Source organism: Pseudobutyrivibrio ruminis CF1b (assembly GCF_000424005.1).
Classification (GTDB): domain Bacteria; phylum Bacillota; class Clostridia; order Lachnospirales; family Lachnospiraceae; genus Pseudobutyrivibrio; species Pseudobutyrivibrio ruminis_C.
Genome location: NZ_AUJB01000016.1, coordinates 153,680 through 173,923, shown reverse-complemented (window position 1 = coordinate 173,923; position 20,244 = coordinate 153,680). Strand labels below are relative to the sequence as shown.

Here is a 20,244-nt window from a genome sequence, read left to right as displayed (position 1 = left end):
TTTTTTTGAGCTTGTTTGCCTAGTATCTGCCAAAAGAGGCGCTGTCAAGAGGCGGCGAAGCCGAGCCGCCAGGCCTTGCACTTGACTGGGACTCTTGGCAGATAGAATGAACAAAGCTCAAATAAAAAGAGGCCTAGCCTTCACTGACCAGACCTCTGGGTTAAACTTTTCTTTAATTCACTTCTCCAATTTTATTCCAGCAAATTTTTAAATACCTTAATAATTCTGGATTCCCCTTTGTGGTTCCACTCGAATATTACATCGCTGCCAGCTATAGGCTTCTGTGACAGGTCTGATAGAATTCTTGCAGGGATGAGAAATTCCCAATATCTCACCTGACAGATATCTCCATCTACTGATTCCACCACTCCAAGATGCTTTTCAAAAATCTGCATGAACCCTTCCTGTACTTTTACTTTTCTGTAAGCTGGGAATTGCTTGCTAATTTCCTCCAGTGCCTGCTCATCTTCAACCTTCTCAAAATCTGGGCTTTCATACAACTTACCTTTGATATTTGAAAAATCATCATTCAGTGGGAGTATCATTAAGGCATCAAAAGTATTACCTTCAGGATCTGTTATGCCGTATTTTGCTCCACGCTCAAATCCAAATCTTGGGTAATAATACGGCTCACCCATAAGGGCTATCCCGGCGAAGCCTGCCTCCTTCGTCAGTCTGATTGTTTCACGCATCAGAGCTCCACCTATGTCATTTCCTTCTAGCGTAGGCTCAACTGCCAATGGTCCAAAAGTGACCACCTCATGCCTGGTATCTCCATCTACAATCCAAGCCCTGGTATAAAATACCGCTCCAACGATTTTCCCATCCAACTCTGCTACACGGCTAATCTCAGGAATATAATCCTCTGATTCTCTGACAATGCGAATCAGATAATGTTCTGAAGCCCCTGGATAATACTTGTTCCAAAAGCTACGCATCGCCATAAGTTCTGTATTGTAATAATCTTCAGGTTTTTCTTCCCTGATAATTAAATTCTTAATCAAATCCTGCCCTCCTTTACATTTCCCAGAACTCAGGGACTTCTTTTAGTATCTCGTCAGCAGGAAGGATAGTGGCTTTTTCTATAGGCATGCCAGTCTTTTCAAGATAATATTTGACCAAATAATATCCTGTGGCATAGCCTGCACAGTATGGCAAGCCCACCTTTGGGAACTGGCGCATTTCCGCCATTTCATCACCATAGAGATATGAAGTAATGTTGTCAAAACCTGTCACCTCCAGACCATCATGGATGATTTCCTTGATAAGAGGCATCAGCTCCATGTCTGTTTTTGTGACCCATGGCCCAAGGTACTCTTCGCCAAAAATTGTAGTGGCATAATTTTCCGCCAAACCTTCACTTACAATCATCTCGGCCACATTTACATCGTTTGTCCATTTGATAAACTGATAGCGCACATTGTGATTTGTTTCATGAGCAAGAGCAACTGGAAGTCGCTTTATATTTTCCTCGGTAGGTATAAGCCAACCCATGATAAATCCTGGAATTCCGCCATCCCCACAGTAGCCATCATTCATGATTGTGTATGGACTCTTTGGGTCTGCCAGAAGAATTGAATAGGTATATTCTTCTGTCTTCAAATCAATCCCATTATCGTAAAAACGAAGTAACGCTTTCTCGATAGAATCCTGACAGGCTGTCCACATCTCATCATTTGCCAGTGAGTTTATCTGATTTTCGTAACTTCCATCTATGTCCGATGGAGATGCCAAACCAAACATTCTATTTGCCATTATTATGTCGTAACCACCTGGGTATTTAGGTGTCATAGGTATGTGATAAATATCCCATTTTCCTTTAAATGGCATCATCATATCATAGCGGTAAATATCATCCTTTTTATCCTGGTCCGCCAGCATAATCTTCCTGTAAATATCTGGTGAGTATAGTCTGTTAACTTTCATTTTGTCCTCGATTTCTAGTAATTATTGTTATCAGTTACAGTATTAAAATTTGTTTTTCTTATAGGCCTTGGCCCACTTTGAAATCTCTTTTTTCTTGGCATAATTTTTTGTATTTTCCTGACCAAGATTTTGATAAAGCTGGAATCTTTCCAGGGATAATTCTCCATTTTCTATAGCAGCCTTTATAGCACAACCAGGCTCTGTATCATGTCTGCAGTTGCTGAATTTACATCTACTTTCAAGCTCGATAATATCTGAGAAAGTGCTATCAATCCCATCCTCCACCATCGCCATTCCAAGCTCTCTCATACCAGGAGTGTCGATAATAGAGACACCATTTTCTAGTTCGATTAACTGTCTGTGTGTGGTAGTGTGTCGACCCGTATCATCAGATTCTCTGATAGCAGAAGTCTTCATAACTTCTTCCCCTGTAATAGCATTGAGAAGTGTTGATTTTCCTGCTCCGGAAGAACCCATCAGGCAAATTGTTTTTCCTGGCTGAAGGTATTCTTCCAGCTCATCCATGCCAATGTCATATATGGCTGATATAGCATGAACTCGCACGTCTTCTGCAATTGTTTCCACCTCACGGATGTAGCGTCCCACGTTGTTGCAAAGGTCCGACTTCGTAAGAATCACTACAGGTGTAGCACCACCCTGAAGAACCATGCTGACATACCTTGCTATTCTGTTGTAGCTGTAATCCTCATTCAAAGATGTGACTATGAATACATAATCTACATTTGCAACCATGTACTGCATGACGCCTGTTTTGGCCTGATCTGGTCGCTGCAAAAAGCTCTTTCTTTCCTGCACTGACTGTATCATAGAGTCACCAGTTGAATTGTAATCAAAGCTTACATAATCTCCCACAACTGGCAATTTATCAGCACTTTCCTCATAGAAAAATCCCTTTAATTTAGCCGGAATATCCTGCCCCTGAAATTTGATTCTGAAGCTGTTCTTTTGAACCTCAGAAATACGTCCAAGCTGTTCATTACTAGTAATCTGTTCATTAGTATTATTCATTTCTTTGTCTCCTATTATTTTCAAAATCAAGAAATCGTACGGAGACCCTATATGGAAAACTGCCAGAAATAGGCATAAAGAAACCGTGACAAAATAGCCACGGTTGAAATCATATCAATAAGTTAAAATCCCAAAACCGAGGTCTTCATACGATATTCAGTTACAATCTCTGTGCTCATGACACGCATCAAATTTACCTCGCTTTCCTCTATATTTTTTTTTACTACGAGCACATTATTGCATAATTTTCAGTAAATATCAACACATTTATCATATTGATATATTATGTATTTAATTGTATTAGTGAGTAATAACGATTATAAATAGCAAAAGACTCAAATTTTAAGGAGGATAATGATGGCAGATATTTTATGGCATGACAGAAAAAGACATTTTGGACTTCCACTTAGTTTTACAAAATATAGCATGAGCGAGGACAGATTATTTGTTGAGACAGGATTTTTTAATCTTGTTCAGAATGAAGTGAGATTATATAGAATTCTTGATCTTCAGCTTAAGAGAAGCCTCGGTCAGCGAATCTTTGGAGTAGGCTCTATTTTTGTCAGCTCTTCTGACAAAAACCTTGGAACATTTGAAATTAAAAATGTAAGAAATTCTGCAAATGTAAAGGAAATGCTTTCCGTTCAGGTTGAACAGCAGCGTGAATCTAAGCGTGTGGTAGGCCGTGAATACATGGGCAGTGAATTCGAGCTGGACGACGATGATGACGATAGATAAAAAAATTACAGGGTACATGCCGAATGGCGCGTACCCTGTTTTATTGTCTTTAATTATCCTGTTGTAAAGTGAAAAATGGTCCCGGATATCTAGGCTTTCCGATTGTGTTTTCACCATACTCAATGGAGCCCTTCGGACAAAGATTAATGCAAGCCATACAGTGTGTGCAATCATCACCCCAAACTGGCTTACCTTCCACAATACTGATATTACCAAAGGGACATACTCTTGCACATTTTCCGCAGGAAATACAGTCGTCCTTTACCATAAATTTTTTGGTTCCCATGAAGTATTTATAATAAAGATTACCTATAGAAACAGTGAAAACATGCTCCAGCAATGAAATCCATCTTTCTTTTATTTTCTCACCATTTTGTATTTTGGTTGCAAGCTCCTCAATGTGTGAAACGGCATCCTTTATGACTTTAAGATTCTCAGCACTCTCCTGGGTTTTAAAAAATACAATATAATTCTGTGGCATCTGAATCTGTGCAGAGCCCATGTATTTAAAGCCCTTTTTCTTACATAGCTTTTTAGCTATCTTTGGTGTGGTGCCCATAGAAGCCACACAGGTAACTACAAAATATGCCTCTATGCCCGTAGGAAATGTAGCATCCTCAACGAAATCAACCATCGCCTTGGCAGGTGCTGACATATAGGATGGTGCAACAAAGATGTATTTTCCACCCTCTGTAAATGCAGGTTTCTCCTTTTTCTTTATAAACTCTGAGATATCACAAACTTTTTCATTTAAGGCATTAGCTATTCTCTCCGCAACAAATTTGCTATTGCCTGTACCACTAAAATATAAAACCATTATTCTCTTCCTAATTTTTTAATTAAAAGAAAAAGAACGAGCAACCCGCTCCTTTTAATAGACCTGCGGCAAAAAACCCGTTCCCAAAGAATTCTTTCTTATTCAGCAGCATCGATCTAGGTCTTAACCTTATCCGCTGTAGTGTTTAGTTTATACATAATACTTATAAATGTCAAAGCAAAAGTGTTTAACTAGGGATTTGTTGCACCAGGCAGTCTCTTAAGCCCCTCATTATTTACATATTCCAATGTTTGCATCTGTTTTACTACAAGCTGTCTAAGAAGTACCAATCTTTCTGATTGTGGCTTCCCCTGCTCAATTAAGATAGCATTATAGCTTTCCATATTTGCAAGTACCAACAGTTGATTTAAGCTTGCGAAATCTCGCATATTGTCTTTTTTATCTTTATTAGAATCTCTCCACTGTTTAGCTGTCTTGCCAAATAATGCAACATTAAGAAGATCCGCTTCACTTGCATATTTGAATGAAATCTGCTCTGGTGTAAGCTCTGGTGGAATAAGATTATCCTTAATTGCATCTGTGTGTATACGATAGTTAATCTTTGCAATTTCACGATTTAAATTCCAATTAATTGAGAGTTTACTATTTTCATCCTTCTTGAGTCGCTTATAGTCTTTAATGATATATAGTTTAAATTCAGCTGATATCCAAGACGCAAACTCCAGTGCAATGTCAGAATGCGCATATGTCCCACCATATCGACCAGCCTTTGAAACAATACCAATAGCATTAACGCTTTCTATCCACTTTGTTGGCGACATTGTAAATGCGTGTAGACCTGCCTCGCTTCTAAACCCGTCGAATTCGACGGGTTTAAAATCCGGATTATGAAGACTTTCCCATAAACCCAAGAATTCAAGAGTGTCCCTGTTTCTCATCCAGTTTTTTATGACATCATTTGGCGCATCACTCTTGTATTTTGCAATATCGGTTAAAGATATAAATTCATTCTCATAGTCCATAGTATAAATTCCTATGTCAAATCCTTTAGCGTGTATAGTATCTTTTATTATTGCTTTTCCCATGTTTATCTCTCCTATCTTTTAAGTTTTTAAACTTATCGAAATCGATAAGTTTAAAATACATAATCCTAATGTATCTAAACCGTATGTAAATGCACACGGTTAAAACTATAAATCTTCTAGTTTCGTCAGCTCCCCCAGCTTCTTAGCATACGTCAGCAGCCTCTTCTGGGCATCCTCATTTAAGCCTTCATATTCCAATAGTAGCTGTTTACCCTTGTAATCTACCTTAGACTCTGTGATATCAGCTTCATCTATTCCTTTCCCAGTAAGAAGAGCCTCAGGTGTTACCTCTAACACTCTGCATATATCCATAATCTTATCAGCTGAAGGTGTATGCCCCTTTGTCTTCCAGTCACTTATAGTGCTAGGAGCAATACCAGCTGCCTTGCCAAATGCATTTTGGCTTAACCCACGTTCTTTTATAAGAAAAAAAATTCTTTCTATAATTGTCATTGTAACTATCCGCCTTTCCGAATTGTGCAAATTCGTCATCACGTATATATTATCATAAGTGTTCATATTTGAACACTTAAAAAAGATTTAAAAAATAGAGGTCACAAATTGTGACCTCAAAAGTTTTTCCTATTTCATTTTGTAATTACAGTTCTACTAATCCCATACAATAATCCCCAATTATTTTCTAGTCAGTGCACAAATAGATTCACAATGATATGTTCCAGGGAACATGTCCACGCAAGCAAGGCGTGTAACCTTGTAGCCACGTTCAAGGAATACCTCAAGGTCGCGAGCAAGGCTGGTAGGCTTGCAGGAAATATAAACAAGTGAATCTACACCGTAATCAATAATCTTATCAAGTGCCTTTGGATGGATACCATCACGTGGTGGATCAAGGATGATATAATCTGGCTTCTCAGTGATATCATCGAGAACCTTAAGTACATCACCTGCGATGAAATCGCAATTCTCAAGTCCGTTGAGCTTGGCATTATCCTTTGCTGCCTCAACTGCCTCAGCGATAATTTCTACACCTGTTACATGCTTTGCTGCTGGTGCAATAACCTGAGCAATTGTACCAGTGCCAGAATACAAATCATATACCTCTGCACCGTCAGCACCGCTGGCAATAAAGTCACGTGCTGTGCTGTAGAGCACCTCAGCACCAAGTGAATTTGTCTGGAAGAATGAGAATGGAGTGATTGTAAAAGAAAGTCCTAAAATCTCCTCCTTGAACCAATCCTGACCATAGAGGATTTCTGTACCCTCATCGCAGACAACATCTGCTTCTCTATCATTCTTTGTATGAAGGATTCCTGTAAGCTTTCCTTTCCAATCTGGGCAATTAATAAGCGCCTGCTTCCAGCCCTCTAAAAGAGCAATCTCATAGATAGATGAAATCTGTGTGCTTGTAACAAGATCAACAAGGATCTCGCCTGTCTTTGCTGCCTTACGAACTAAAAGATGACGCAAATATCCTTCGTGAGTATTCTTGCGATAATATGGCTGCTTCGCATTTGCGAAGTACTCCAATGTGATAGTAAGAACGCGTCTCATATCAGCATCGATAATTTGGCAACCATCTACAGTGACAACATCGTAGAAGCTACCCTTTTTATGCATACCAAGAGTGAGAGGACCATCCTTTACCTCGTCACCAAAAGAGAACTCCATTTTATTTCTATATTCAAACTGCTTAGGGCTGGCCTTAATGCCTTCGTATGTGGCATTCCAAACATCCTCTCCGATTACAGGAGCCATAAGGTCATGAATCATGCCCTCCTTAATCTTAAGCTGCTCCTCGTATGGAAGAGACTGATATGTACAGCCGCCACACTTGCCATAGTGAACACATGCTGGCTCTGCCATCTCAAGTGCTGATGGCTCATCCACTGAGAGCAGATTGCCCTGTGCCTTTTCCTTGGAAGATTTCTTCACACGGACAGATACAGTCTGACCTGGAAGAACACCTTTTACACGAAGGCGGTCACCCTCAGCTGTCTCCACAATGCCCTTGTTGGGGAAATTTACTTTTATAACTTTACCCTGTACGATTTCTCCACGTTTCATAAATACCTCTTATAACTTTTTAAGTTTTGCGAAAGATGCGAACATCTTCTTCACACCGACACCATCGAACTCTACTGTAACCTCGTAATCGCGGCCCTCGTCGATGATATCTTTAACTGTTCCTTCTTTAAATTTGATATGGCTGACACGGTCGCCGATGCCATAATCCAAATCAGTTTTCTCAATCTTAGTGCCATTCTTATTGGCCACTGCTGTTGTAGAGCTGCCTACAGAATATCTGCTGGCGCTGTAGCTGCCCTTGCCTGTGCCGGCTGTAGATCCAGCTGTACCGTAGCTTGTAGAAGCGGCAAATGGCTTTCCAAATCCTGATGGCTTCTGATATACAGAATACTCCCCGATAGGTGTGCTGCTATAATCATCCATTGGCTTTGGCTCCCAAAGATTGCCCTTCACAAGCTCCTCTGGAATCTCCTTTACGAAGCGGGAAATCTTATGGAATGCAGTCTCGCCTCGAACCATTCTCATGCGTGCTGCAGTCATAGTCAGATGCTCTCTGGCACGGGTGATACCTACATATGCCAGACGTCGCTCTTCCTCAAGCTCTGAATCTGCTCCGCCACCATCAAAAATAGCTGCCTGGCCTGGGAACAATCCGTCCTCCATGCCGGCCATATATACACGAGGGAACTCCAATCCCTTTGCGCCATGAAGAGTCATGAGCACAACGTAATTGTCGCTTTCCTCGTAGCTGTCTATATCTGCAACAAGCGCTACATCCTCTAAGAATCCTGAAAGTGTAGGCTCCTCTCCATCGTCTCTTGCGTCCTTCTCATAGGCAACAGCCTTTGTAAGGAGCTCATCGATATTTTCGATACGAGCTTTTGCCTCATCTGTGCCCTCAGCTTTCAGCTCTGCCACATAATCTGTCTGATCCAAAATCTCCTCCACAAGAGCTGAAACGGATTCTTCCTGAGCAATCTGACGAAGCTTTTCAATCAGACTGGTAAAGCCCTGAATCTTTGTCGCTGCCTTTCCAATAGATGGCACCTCTTCGCAATGAAGCAATGCCTCATAGAAATTCAGGCCTCGTTCTCTGGCAAAATCAGAAACCTTAGTGATAGTGGTAGCACCAATTCCACGCTTTGGAATATTGATAATACGCTGAACAGCAATATCGTCACTGCCATTATCAACAGTCTTTAAATATGCAAGAACGTCCTTGATTTCCTTACGGCTATAGAAATTAACACCGCCTACAATCTTATAAGGGATGCCCTCATAAATCATTTTTTCTTCTATAAGACGTGACTGTGCATTGGTACGATAAAGCACTGCGCAATCCTTATAATCTGCTTCGCCTTTACGAACCAAGGCTCCAATATTACTAGCTATAAAGCTAGCCTCTTCATAAGCACTGTCAAACTGCTGGAACTGGATTTTATCTCCATCCTCAGCCTCTGTCCAAAGAGCCTTTTCCTTACGTCCCTCGTTGTTGGCAATGACAGAATTGGCAGCCTCCAGGATGTTTCCTGTGCTTCGATAATTCTGCTCAAGCTTAATAACGTGAGCTGCAGGGAAGTGCTGCTCAAAATTCAAAATATTATAAATATCCGCACCACGGAACTTGTAGATAGACTGATCGTCATCACCTACAACGCAAAGATTCTGCGCACCACCTGTGAGTAGACGAACAAGCTCAAACTGAGCCGCATTGGTATCCTGATACTCGTCTACCATGATGTATTTGAACTTATCATTATAGTAAGCACGAACGTCTCCATCTAAACGAAGGAGCTCTACAGTCTTCATAATCAAATCATCAAAATCAAATGCATTATTCTGGCGAAGACGAGCCTGATACTCACGATAAACTGTGGCCTGACGGGACATATTAAAATCTCCCATGGCACGATTAGTAAATTCTTCTGGACCAATCAATTTATTCTTAGCATCAGAAATAACATTTAAAAATGTGCGCTCCTTAAACTGCTTTGTATCTATCTGAAGATATTTGCAAACCTCTTTCATAAGAGTCTTGCAATCGTCTGTATCGTAAATAGTAAAATTGCTGCTGTAGCCCTGTCCAAGATTCTCGCAGAAACGACGGAGAATACGAACACAGCTGGCATGAAAGGTAGCTACCCAAACACCATCTGAGCCGAAGCCTACGATATTATCTATACGCTCCCTCATCTCTCTGGCAGCCTTATTAGTAAAGGTGATGGCCATGATGTTATAAGGCATCACACCCTGTTCTATTAAATAAGCAACGCGGTGTGTAAGCACTCTTGTCTTTCCGGAACCGGCACCCGCCAAAATAAGCACAGGTCCTTCGGTTGTGACTACACCCTCTCGCTGCTTGTCATTCAAAAAATCTAAATTCATAACAAAACTATCCTTACATTTATGATTATTTTCGAAACTTTGTTCTATAATTCTAACATAGAAACATAGTTGCTTCTACCTAATAATCACTTTTCTTTTGGTTTTTCTTTGGAACTATTGTCTGCCTTTTCCTCATCTTCACGACGGTTGGAAATATACTGTTCAATCATCATTTTCTTAACAAATACATCAAATGAAAGCAGGCAAATGAAGGTGAAATCCTGAAGTACATCCTTGCTTTCCTCGTCCTGGTCTGCAAAAGCCTCGCGACTTATGTTGTACTTCTTGATAATGTCCTTTGTTACTTCCTTTGCGACCTTGCGCTCGTAGCCTACCATGTCGCTATAAATATCAAAGAACGACAGACCTTCACTGTCCCCATAATACTTGTCGTTGATTGGATCCAAAATACTTTTGATATCCTTCAAACCTAAAAAATTCTTAAAGTAATAAATAAAGATAAGATTCAGCATATGCTCTCTGGAATACTTTTTCTTTTCTGGAGGTGGCATAAGCTGATTCTTGGTATAATTGTTTATCATAGTCTTAGTCATTGCCTTGTCTTCTGTGGCCTCACGAACTGTTCCTAGCTCCTGATCCAAAAATGTCAGCACCTGATCCATATATAAATCAATATTTGGAATATCAGCAGGATGAACATAGTCTATCTCAGCCAGCTGATGAAGAATTTCGTTAAGTCGTTTTCTAGAATTATCCATACGTTTCCCCTTATACAAAAAATGAGATGTAGTTTCAGAAACTACATCTCACATTTTAGCATAAATATAATACGAATCCAATTAAGCTATAATACTACTTACTGATTCTCTTAAGAACCATGTCGTAACCATCGTTTCCATAGTTAAGGGCACGATTAACACGGCTGATTGTAGCTGAGCTGGCGCCAGTCTCATCAGCGATGTCCTGATATGTACGCTCTTCACGAAGCATCTTGGCAACCTCGAAGCGCTGCTTCATAGCTACCATCTCGTTAACTGTGCAAAGGTCTTCAAAAAATTCGTAGGCTTCCTCGACTGTCTCGAGGCTAAGAATGGCTCTTAAAAGCTCATCCATCTCTGCTGTTTCAAGTTTCTTATTCATTATCTCAAATACTCCTGTAAAATCCCTATAATACTTTACTGCCCTTTAATTCCTAAACTTTCCCTATGCAAAGGCCAATTCCCATAATCAATCCTCAGCATAAGTACAGTTTATCACACTAAAGTTTTAAAGTAAAGAATCATAATAAAAAATATGTCTAAAATAAAAAAATTTAGTTATAGTAATAATTTTAATCGCAAAAAATCGGCCCTCTAAAAGAGAGCCGAAGGATATTTTACGATAAAATTATTAATTTGTAAAGGATTTTGTTTCTCTCAGAAAGACACTATCGTGAAATATTCCGCCTACAGGATAACAACGCCCTTTTCATTTGCAGTCTTTACATCCTCTTCAGGCCAGATAGAACACTGTACCTCTCCGATATGGCACTTTCTGAGGAAGAACATACAAATACGGCTCTGGCCGATACCACCACCTATTGTATATGGAAGCTTCTTTTCAAGAATAGCCTTCTGGAATGGAAGCTCTGCTCTTTCTTCGCAACCAGCCTTCTGAAGCTGAGCCTTAAGGCTGTCCTCATCAACACGGATACCCATTGATGAAAGCTCAAGTGAAATATCATCTACTGGATAGTAAACGATAATATCACCGTTAAGCTGCCAATCATCATAATCAGGAGCACGACCGTCATGCTTCTCACCTGACTTAAGCAAATCACCTATCTTCATAAGGAAGATTGCGCCGTATTCCTTAGCAGCCTCATACTCACGCTGAGAATGGTCAAGATCTGGCCATCTGTCCTCAAGCTCCTGAGTAGTGATGAAGTGAATCTCCTCTGGGAGAATGCACTGTACATAGTCATATGAATTTGCAATATATTTCTCAGTAACGCGAAGAGCTGCATAAACGCTCTTTACGTACTTCTTAAGAGTCTCTTCGTTACGAGCAGATTTCTCGATGATACATTCCCAATCCCACTGGTCAACATAGATAGAATGAATGTTATCTGTATCCTCATCGCGGCGGATAGCATTCATATCAGTATAAAGGCCCTCGCCTACATTGAAACCATAACGGCCAAGTGCCATTCTCTTCCACTTTGCAAGAGAGTGAACAACCTCAACCTCTTTGTCGTTCTGTTCCTTTACACCGAAAGCAACTGGACGCTCAACACCATTTAAGTTGTCGTTCAAACCTGACTCAGGTCTTACAAAAAGTGGTGCTGTAACACGGTGTAAATTTAACTCAGCTGTAAGCTGTGCCTGGAAAAAGTCTTTAACTTTCTTAATAGCTATCTGGGTCTCTTTCAAATCTAACGCTGACGCGTAGCCATCTGGGATGTAAATCTTACTCATAACTTTCTTCCTCCTAGTCTATCTTATAAGTCACAATTTCCAACTGTACGTGGGAATGGAATTACGTCACGGATGTTACCCATTCCTGTGAGGTACATTACGCAACGCTCGAATCCAAGACCAAATCCAGCATGTCTAGATGAACCATACTTTCTAAGGTCAAGGTAGAACTGGTAATCCTCTTCCTTGAGACCGCACTCCTTCATTCTCTGAACAAGTACATCGTAGTCGTCCTCACGCTGTGAACCACCAATGATCTCACCGATACCAGGAACGAGACAGTCCATAGCTGCAACAGTCTTTCCATCCTCATTGAGCTTCATATAGAATGCCTTGATTTCCTTTGGATAATCTGTAACGAATACAGGCTTTCCAAAAATCTTCTCTGTAAGATATCTCTCGTGCTCTGTCTGAAGATCACAGCCCCAAGATACCTTGTAATCAAACTCATCATTGTGCTTCTCAAGCTCAGCAACAGCATCTGTGTATGTGATGCGACCGAAATCAGAAGAAGCTACGTGATGTAATCTATCAAGAAGTCCCTTGTCGATGAAGTTGTTGAAGAACTCCATCTCCTCTGGAGCATGCTCAAGAACGTAGTTGATAACGAACTTAATCATGTCCTCAGCGAGAATCATATCATCCTCAAGATCAGCAAATGAAATCTCTGGCTCAATCATCCAGAACTCAGCTGCGTGACGAGTTGTGTTTGAATTCTCAGCACGGAATGTAGGTCCAAATGTGTAGATGTTCTTGAATGCCTGAGCATATGTCTCACCATTTAACTGACCTGATACTGTGAGGTTTGTAGCATGTCCAAAGAAATCCTGTGAGAAATCAACCTTGCCATCCTCTGTCTTAGGGATGTTGTTAAGGTCCATTGTTGTAACCTGGAACATCTCACCTGCACCTTCACAGTCAGAACCTGTGATAAGTGGAGTGTGTACGTATACGAAATCACGCTCCTGGAAGAACTTGTGAATAGCGTATGCACAAAGAGAACGAACTCGAAATACTGCCTGGAATGTATTTGTACGTGGACGAAGATGTGTCTGTGTACGAAGATATTCCATTGTGTGTCTCTTTGGCTGGATTGGATAATCTGGTGTAGACTTTCCTTCTATCTCAACCTTTGTAGCCTGAATCTCAAATGGCTGCTTTGCCTCTGGTGTAAGTGTAACGATACCTGTTACATATACTGCTGCACCTACATTTAGATGGCAAACCTCGTCGAAGTTGTCAATCTTATCCTGGTTAAATACAACCTGTACTGGGTTGAAAAATGTTCCGTCAGCAAGTACTAAGAAACCGAATGTCTTAGAATCACGCATGTTGCGGACCCAACCTGAAACTGTAACTTCCTTGCCGTCGAACTCTTTAAAGTTTCTTGAAAGTGTTCTTACGTCTGTAGTTTTAACGCTCATTGTTTTACTCCTTATAATTTTTATACTGAAGAACAGCAATAAAATAGCCCCACCAAACTTGCGCTTGATGAGGCTTTCTAATTCTTACTTAATTTGAACAATCTTCAAATCTCATCAACACAATAAAATTAAATCCCCTGATTATTATTCACGGAATTATTATTGTTATTATTGAGATTGTTAAGCATAGATGTAAATGCCATGACTGTTCCCCTTCTTTATTTGAGTAAAGTATAGTTATTTAGACTTTTAAAGTCAAGTGCCTTTTTAAGCCTGCCCTTCCAAAGTCTCCACCAAAGCCACTTCTCCAAGGGCAAAATGCATGCCTTCGGCCTTTTCAAGCCTTCCAGCCATTGTGGAAGAAACGTCCACTACCACATCTTCCTTCTTTGGTGTGATATAAAGTGTCAGCACATCTCCTTCTTTTATGCCAAGCTCTTTCAAACCAATTTCCCAGGTCTTTTCACAGCAAAAATCATCGTGAACCAGCTTGCCTGATGCATCAAAAAGGCTGCCAATGTCGCCGCTATAATTAATCTGAAGCAATGTATCCTTTGCTTCCTCATTGAGCATCGGAATCTCAATAGTAAATCTGGACTCCCCGCACTGCACAGGTGTAAGTACTCTTTTATTTTGATTAATAAGTTCTGCAGGTGGCTTTATTTCCGTAAACTCGTAGCTCATCTCTCTGGATAGGGTAATGAAGCAAATTGTCTTCCCGTTAACGTACATAGGAAAACTATAGGAAGGGCTATCTTCTGGAACAATAGGTTCCTCACCTTCAAATTTATATACTGGCTTCATTCCCTCTGGTTTAAAGAAAATATAGGAAATCACATCCGGTGATTCCACCCTGGCCAGTGGCTGCACTGTAGCATACTCAAGCTTTATTCCATCCAAATCAAGATTAATAGGAAGTATGGCTTCCTCTCCTGCTGCAATGATCAAATCATCTATGTTTATTTCCTTGCCCGGCAACTTGATTGTTATTGATTCCCCTGCCTTATCGGAAAGCTTCACATGATCCTGATAATTATTGATAAAAAGGAATCCACTTTCCCCATCTGTGCGGGCAGCATATCGTAAATACGAAGTATCCTCAGGCTCCCTACCTTCATTATCTTCAGCCAATAGCGTGGTCATGGGACAAAGCAAATGGCCAAAATGCTTTACAAAGGTATGTATACATCTCAGCCTATAATAGCTTGGACGAAGCTGACCAAACTCACCTATAGGTGCATTGTAATCATATCCCAGCTTTGGCACCTGATGCTCATTTAAAAATTCCGTAGCAAATCCATGAGGATTGGTGCCACCACGGTACATGTAATAACCAAGGAAATTACATCCCCCCGCCATCTTCACGTTCGCCATAGCATCCACTGATTCATATGGAAAATGGAATCGATAATTATAGAAAGGAATCATTCCTCCGCCCATTTCACAGCAGGAATAAGGCATGGATTCCGGCTCATAAAATGGCTCAAAATTGTAGGTGGATTTCACAGCATTATTGTGATTATCCCTGTAAATATATTCTGGTGTGGCTGGATGCTTGTAGTCCTTATTTCCATAGAACATCCAAGGCCAGAATGCATAACCTCCCCAAAGTGGAAGCATATGCTCTGTAGGTGTGGCAGCACCACCCCAGCCTGTACATGTGTAAAATGGAGTCTCTATTCCCTCTTCAATAGCAAGCTTTTTCAACGCGATAAGATATTCATCACCATCTTTTCCACCATTCACCCACTCGTTGGAAATTCCTGTGGACATCTCCCAAGGCGCCGCTGAGTGCATATATTCATTGTCAAGTTGAGCAGCGATGATTGGGCCTCCATCCTTAAAAAGTAGACCCTGAATCTGCTGTCCTATAGCCCTGTAAAAAAGTCTCACCTGCTGCAAAAACTCAGGATTATTACCTCGCACATCATAAGGCTTTCCATAAAGCCAGTCTGGCAGGCCACCATTTCTACACTCACCATGACAGAATGGACCAATTCTAAGGATTACGAACATGTCATGCATCTGGCAAAGCTCCACGAACTTTCTCAGATTTCTTCTGCCAGAAAAATCAAACTGCCCCTCTATCTCCTCATGATGGTTCCAGAAAACATAGGTGGAAATTATATTTAATCCACCTGCCTTCATCTTCAGGATGGTGTCCTCCCACTGGTTTTCAAACACCCTTGAAAAATGACACTCACCGCTTATAGCAAAGAAAGGCTCCCCATCTATTGTCATATAATAGTTGGTAAAACCTATCTCCTTCCCATCAGGATTTCTCCCATAAAATGTCTTTGGTAATGGGTAAATCTCCTGCTTTCTTGCCTTTGTAAAATCTAGTATATGTTCCATAAAAATCCCTCAATTTCCTTTAAAAAGAAAAACTCTTGATATCAAATTTTGACGCAATTATAATTATAAAGCATGTTACAAAAGATGTAACTAATTACTATTTAGGAGTAGCGATTTATGAATAAAAAAGAAATAAATGAAATAAAACGACGCTTTAAAAAGGATTCCTGCAACTTCGACAAGATGGTAGGTTGCTATGTTGATGCCAACAAGGAAATGGTTCTCACTTTTAAGGAGACCTTCCTTAATCTTGAGGATGAAGAATTCCACAAGTATCTTGAAATTGCAAACAAGTCCCTTTCAGGAACTGTAGGAAACAACTTGCTAGAGCTTCCATTTGACCCAGAATCTGAAATAGAAGGAAGCGGTCACGACCTTCTAATGAGACTTCGTGAAAGCCGTCTTCAGGATGAGAAGCTTCTTATCGAATATTACAACAGAATTATCGAGTCATATGATTTCGTTGGAAACTACTTGATTCTTCTCTATCACGACACATACGATATTCCTATGAAGACTTCAGATGAGCTTACACTTGATGAGTCTGAGGAAGTTTACGATTACATCATCTGTGCTATCTGCCCTGTAGCTCTTTCTAAGCCAGGACTTGGATATCGTGAGGATGAAAACAGAATCGGTGCACGTATCCGTGACTGGGTTGTTGGTCCTGTAGATACAGCATTCACATTCCCATGCTTCTCAGAGCGTACTACTGATTTACATGCATGCTTAGCTTACACAAAGAATACAAAGGAGCCTCATGTAGAATTCTGGGAGAACTGCATCGGCTGCGGCACAAAGAAGACTTCTACTCAGAAAAAGAATGCCTTCAACAATATTCTTGATCAGGCTCTTGGAGAAGAGACAGATGAAACTATCGAGACAAAGCTTGATATTCAGCAGAATCTTTCTGATTTCATCACTGTAGAGACTGAGCGTCTTGGTCAGGATGAGCCTATCATCCTAGAGCCACAGGATGTTGCAAACATCCTCACTGATTCTGGTCTTTCTGATATAAAGGTGGAAAAGATTCAGGCCAAGTTTGAAAACTACTTCGAGGAGCAGCTTCCACTTGCAGAAGAAATCCTGGATGAGAAGGCTCTCAAGAATAATGAGCTTCGTGTAGAAAAGAATGTTCTTAAGGAGCGTGTTGTAGATCTTACAAAGCAGCTCAAGGAAGCAACAGGTGTCACAGAAGATGGCAAGCCAGCCGATATCGTAGTGAAGGTTTCAGAAGACAAGGCAGCCACAGTCACTACAGCATATGTAGATGGAAAGAAATGCGTCTGCGTTCCAATCGAACCAGATGAAGTATTGTTCTTGAATGGAGAACAAATATAATATAAAGCTTTTGGCTAGTCAGCCTTTCTTTTGCATTTTACATCGTTTATGCTGCAAGATATCTGGACTACTTATGTAATAACCAAAAGGTCCAATACATCCGTATACTTTTTACATACATTTACAGTCATATACATATTATCGAATTATATGACCGTAATATAATTTTTTTGAATTTGAAGACTACGGTCATATTTAGATAAACATCAGATATGACCGTAGTCTTTTGATTTATTTCCATATATTTTACGGTCATACTGCCCAATTATTACCTGATGAATGAGCGCCAACTCTTTCATATACAATCTATGCTCTAATCCTACGGTCATCCGTCTTATTTTCTCTTATTTGACCGTAGGATTGAAAAATCAATTTTTTAAACTACGGTCAAATACCAATAAGTTTGTCTGATTACCGTAATAATCCACATAAAAAAAGAACTAGCATTGTGCTAGCTCTTTTAGATATTCCTTACATTATACTAATGTCTTCAACTCTTCTACGATTTCTCCCATCTTAGCAAGTGCTGCTTCGATTGGAGCTGGTGTGGTGAGGTCTACACCTGCAATCTTGAGAAGCTCAACTGGTGCGTCTGTGCATCCACTTGAAAGGAACTTCTTGTAGCGTGCTACTGCTGGCTCACCCTCCTTTAAAATCATGTCTGCAATGGCAACTGCTGCACAGAAGCTTGTTGCATACTGATATACATAGAAATTGTAGTAGAAGTGAGGAATACGTGCCCACTCATATGCAATCTCATCATCAGAAATCATATCTGGACCATAGTACTTCTCGTTGATTTCCTTATAAAGCTTGCAAAGATTCTCAGAGTTGAGATTCTCGCCAGCCTCTACCATCTCGTTTGTAGTCTTCTCAAACTCAGCGAACTGTGTCTGACGGAAAACTGTACCCTTGAAGCTGTCAAGGTAGTGGTTGAGAAGGTAAGCCTTCTCCTTCTTATCAGTGCAGTTCTTAAGAAGGTACTCTAAGAGAAGAATCTCGTTACATGTAGATGCTACCTCTGCAACGAAAATCTTGTAACCACTGTAGATATATGGCTGTGCCTGATTTGAGTAATAGCTGTGCATAGAGTGCCCCATCTCGTGAGCTGTTGTAAACATGTCATCAAATGTATCTGTGTAATTAAGAAGCATGTATGGGTGAACACCGTACGCTGTAGCTGAATATGCACCGCCGCGCTTGCCCTTGTTCTCATAAACATCAATCCAACGATTTGCAAAACCTTCCTTAAGAAGAGCTACATAATCATCACCAAGAACTGCAAGAGCCTCACAGATAGTCTTCTGAGCCTCCTCATACTTAACTGTCTTTGCAGCATCTGGAATCATTGATGTGTAGATATCATACATATGAAGCTCATCCACACCCAGGCACTTCTTACGAAGAGAAACGTATGCATGTAATTTATCAAGATTTGCATTTACTGTCTTAACAAGATTGTCGTAAACCTGTGGTGACACATTGTTTTCATCAACAGCTGCCTCGAGATTTGAGCTGTAGTTGCGCACACGTGAATTGAAGATATGCTGCTTTACTTCACCGTTATAGATAGCAGCCATTGTATTTAAGTACTTCGCATAAACACCATAGTATGCTTTGAATGCATCCTCGCGAACTCTTCTGTCGGCAGACATAAGCATTGGTACAAAACGGCCATCTGTAAGAACTACTTCTTCGCCATTCTCATCCTTGATTGCAGGGAATGTCATATCAACATTCTTAAATGCGCTGTAAACTTCTGTTGGTGTGTTGCCCATTTCCTGTGTCATGGCAACAACCTTTTCCATCTCTGCTGAAAGTGTGTGAGCCTTTAATCTCTGAATCTCCTTAATCTGGAGTCTGTAAAGCTCAAGCTCTGGCTTTGCTGCGATAAATCCCTCGATTACTGCTGCATTGCAGGCAAGGATTTCAGGTGAAACAAATGCTGTGGCTGCATTAATCTTTGCATAGAGAGCAAACATTCTCTGTGACATTGACTGATGCTCAGTATTTCCCTGATCCTGATCAAAGATACGCTCAGCATAGTTAAATGCAAGCTCAAACTTTTCCTCAGCTATAGCGCTAAGCTTAAGAACTGCAAGAAGGTTCTCTGCACTCTCACATACCTTTCCCTGGTATTTACCCACCTCAGCAAGCTTCTCATTTATAAACTTGATATCAGCTTCCCAAGCTTCTTTATTCTCGTACATTGCGCTAAGATCCCATGTGTCCTCTACACGAACCTGGTCGCGGCTTACTAATTCCTTTGCCATAAAAATATTCTCCTATTAATTAAATTTAGCTGAAAGATATTTTAACACATTTCAAACTTTCTACACCATTTTTTCAAAAATACATTGTATCCTAATAATACAGTACAAAATGTCGTTTGAAAAAAGGAGTCGTTTATGTCAGATAGCAGAGCAGATCTTATCAAAGGACTCAATCAGGCAATGAATGGTGGCAAGGAAGACGAGCTTGGCCGTCAGTTCTTTGCTGATACCAACACACTTAAAACTGGCGCAGCTGGTGGAAATGTTGAGGTAAGTGTTTTAGTTTCAAAGGCTGAATTTGCAAGAATTGCAAGTGGCGTTGTGAAATATCACATCACAGACCGCCGCGGAATTGAAGATGGAAATGATATTATTTTCAATGAAGTGGAATCTGATGGATTTACCCAGACAGGTCACAAGCTGACCAAGAGAGTATGTGATGTTAAATCTTATCTTCAGGTGCCAGGCCTCAAAGATGGATTCAATATCGTATCATTTTAAAACTAA

The 20,244-nt window shown here is 40.4% G+C and carries 17 protein-coding genes; 3 read left to right on the top strand and 14 right to left on the bottom strand.

What is annotated here, in order from left to right:
• Positions 1–191: 191 nt before the first annotated feature.
• From G592_RS16625 to rsgA, 3 genes are read right to left on the bottom strand one after another with little or no spacing between them, the layout of a single operon-like run.
• Entirely contained in the window at positions 192–1,004 is an 813-nt protein-coding gene (locus G592_RS16625; RefSeq protein ID WP_051194935.1) for a GNAT family N-acetyltransferase, read from the bottom strand.
• Between the two features lie 13 nt (positions 1,005–1,017).
• Positions 1,018–1,926, bottom strand: coding sequence for a DUF2268 domain-containing protein (locus tag G592_RS0113430; protein ID WP_028248270.1), 909 nt, complete (start codon positions 1,924–1,926; stop codon positions 1,018–1,020).
• A 42-nt stretch (positions 1,927–1,968) separates the two neighbouring features.
• Positions 1,969–2,955 (bottom strand): ribosome small subunit-dependent GTPase A, encoded by a 987-nt coding sequence (rsgA, locus tag G592_RS16620; RefSeq protein ID WP_051194934.1) that lies wholly within the window; start codon positions 2,953–2,955, stop codon positions 1,969–1,971.
• Positions 2,956–3,312: 357 nt separating this feature from the next.
• On the opposite strand from rsgA, the gene G592_RS0113420 reads away from it, so the two are divergent.
• Positions 3,313–3,693: a PH domain-containing protein gene (locus tag G592_RS0113420; protein WP_028248269.1), complete on the top strand. Its 381-nt coding sequence runs from the start codon at positions 3,313–3,315 to the stop codon at positions 3,691–3,693.
• Positions 3,694–3,742: 49 nt separating this feature from the next.
• On the opposite strand, the gene G592_RS16615 is transcribed toward G592_RS0113420, so the two are convergent.
• The 10 genes from G592_RS16615 to G592_RS0113370 form a co-directional block, all read right to left on the bottom strand.
• Positions 3,743–4,510, bottom strand: a complete 768-nt coding sequence (locus tag G592_RS16615; RefSeq protein WP_051194933.1) for an EFR1 family ferrodoxin — start codon at positions 4,508–4,510, stop codon at positions 3,743–3,745.
• A gap of 191 nt (positions 4,511–4,701) precedes the next feature.
• Positions 4,702–5,556 (bottom strand): KilA-N domain-containing protein, encoded by an 855-nt coding sequence (locus G592_RS0113410; protein ID WP_028248268.1) that lies wholly within the window; start codon positions 5,554–5,556, stop codon positions 4,702–4,704.
• Between the two features lie 105 nt (positions 5,557–5,661).
• Positions 5,662–6,009, bottom strand: coding sequence for a helix-turn-helix domain-containing protein (locus tag G592_RS0113405; RefSeq protein WP_028248267.1), 348 nt, complete (start codon positions 6,007–6,009; stop codon positions 5,662–5,664).
• Positions 6,010–6,189: 180 nt separating this feature from the next.
• Positions 6,190–7,581, bottom strand: coding sequence for a 23S rRNA (uracil(1939)-C(5))-methyltransferase RlmD (gene rlmD / locus G592_RS0113400; RefSeq protein ID WP_028248266.1), 1,392 nt, complete (start codon positions 7,579–7,581; stop codon positions 6,190–6,192).
• A gap of 9 nt (positions 7,582–7,590) precedes the next feature.
• Positions 7,591–9,927, bottom strand: coding sequence for an ATP-dependent helicase (locus G592_RS0113395; protein WP_028248265.1), 2,337 nt, complete (start codon positions 9,925–9,927; stop codon positions 7,591–7,593).
• An 86-nt stretch (positions 9,928–10,013) separates the two neighbouring features.
• Positions 10,014–10,646, bottom strand: coding sequence for a DUF1836 domain-containing protein (locus G592_RS0113390; protein ID WP_028248264.1), 633 nt, complete (start codon positions 10,644–10,646; stop codon positions 10,014–10,016).
• Between the two features lie 94 nt (positions 10,647–10,740).
• Entirely contained in the window at positions 10,741–11,028 is a 288-nt protein-coding gene (locus G592_RS0113385; protein WP_015548776.1) for a YerC/YecD family TrpR-related protein, read from the bottom strand.
• Between the two features lie 305 nt (positions 11,029–11,333).
• Positions 11,334–12,344 carry an aspartate--ammonia ligase gene (gene asnA / locus G592_RS0113380; RefSeq protein WP_028248263.1) on the bottom strand — a complete coding sequence of 337 codons (1,011 nt, stop codon included), beginning with the start codon at positions 12,342–12,344 and terminating at the stop codon, positions 11,334–11,336.
• A 23-nt stretch (positions 12,345–12,367) separates the two neighbouring features.
• Positions 12,368–13,768 (bottom strand): asparagine--tRNA ligase, encoded by a 1,401-nt coding sequence (gene asnS / locus G592_RS0113375; RefSeq protein ID WP_028248262.1) that lies wholly within the window; start codon positions 13,766–13,768, stop codon positions 12,368–12,370.
• 267 nt (positions 13,769–14,035) lie between these two features.
• Positions 14,036–16,123 carry a beta-galactosidase gene (locus tag G592_RS0113370; RefSeq protein ID WP_028248261.1) on the bottom strand — a complete coding sequence of 696 codons (2,088 nt, stop codon included), beginning with the start codon at positions 16,121–16,123 and terminating at the stop codon, positions 14,036–14,038.
• A gap of 117 nt (positions 16,124–16,240) precedes the next feature.
• Between G592_RS0113370 and G592_RS0113365 the strand changes: the two genes are divergently transcribed.
• Positions 16,241–17,464, top strand: a complete 1,224-nt coding sequence (locus G592_RS0113365; RefSeq protein WP_028248260.1) for a DUF4317 domain-containing protein — start codon at positions 16,241–16,243, stop codon at positions 17,462–17,464.
• Positions 17,465–17,940: 476 nt separating this feature from the next.
• Here the strand turns inward: G592_RS0113365 and pepF are convergent, their stop codons facing one another.
• Positions 17,941–19,737, bottom strand: coding sequence for an oligoendopeptidase F (gene pepF / locus G592_RS0113360; protein WP_028248259.1), 1,797 nt, complete (start codon positions 19,735–19,737; stop codon positions 17,941–17,943).
• A 135-nt stretch (positions 19,738–19,872) separates the two neighbouring features.
• Between pepF and G592_RS0113355 the strand changes: the two genes are divergently transcribed.
• Complete coding sequence (locus tag G592_RS0113355) at positions 19,873–20,238, top strand: hypothetical protein (RefSeq protein WP_028248258.1); 366 nt, start codon at positions 19,873–19,875, stop codon at positions 20,236–20,238.
• The last annotated feature ends 6 nt before the right edge of the window (positions 20,239–20,244 follow it).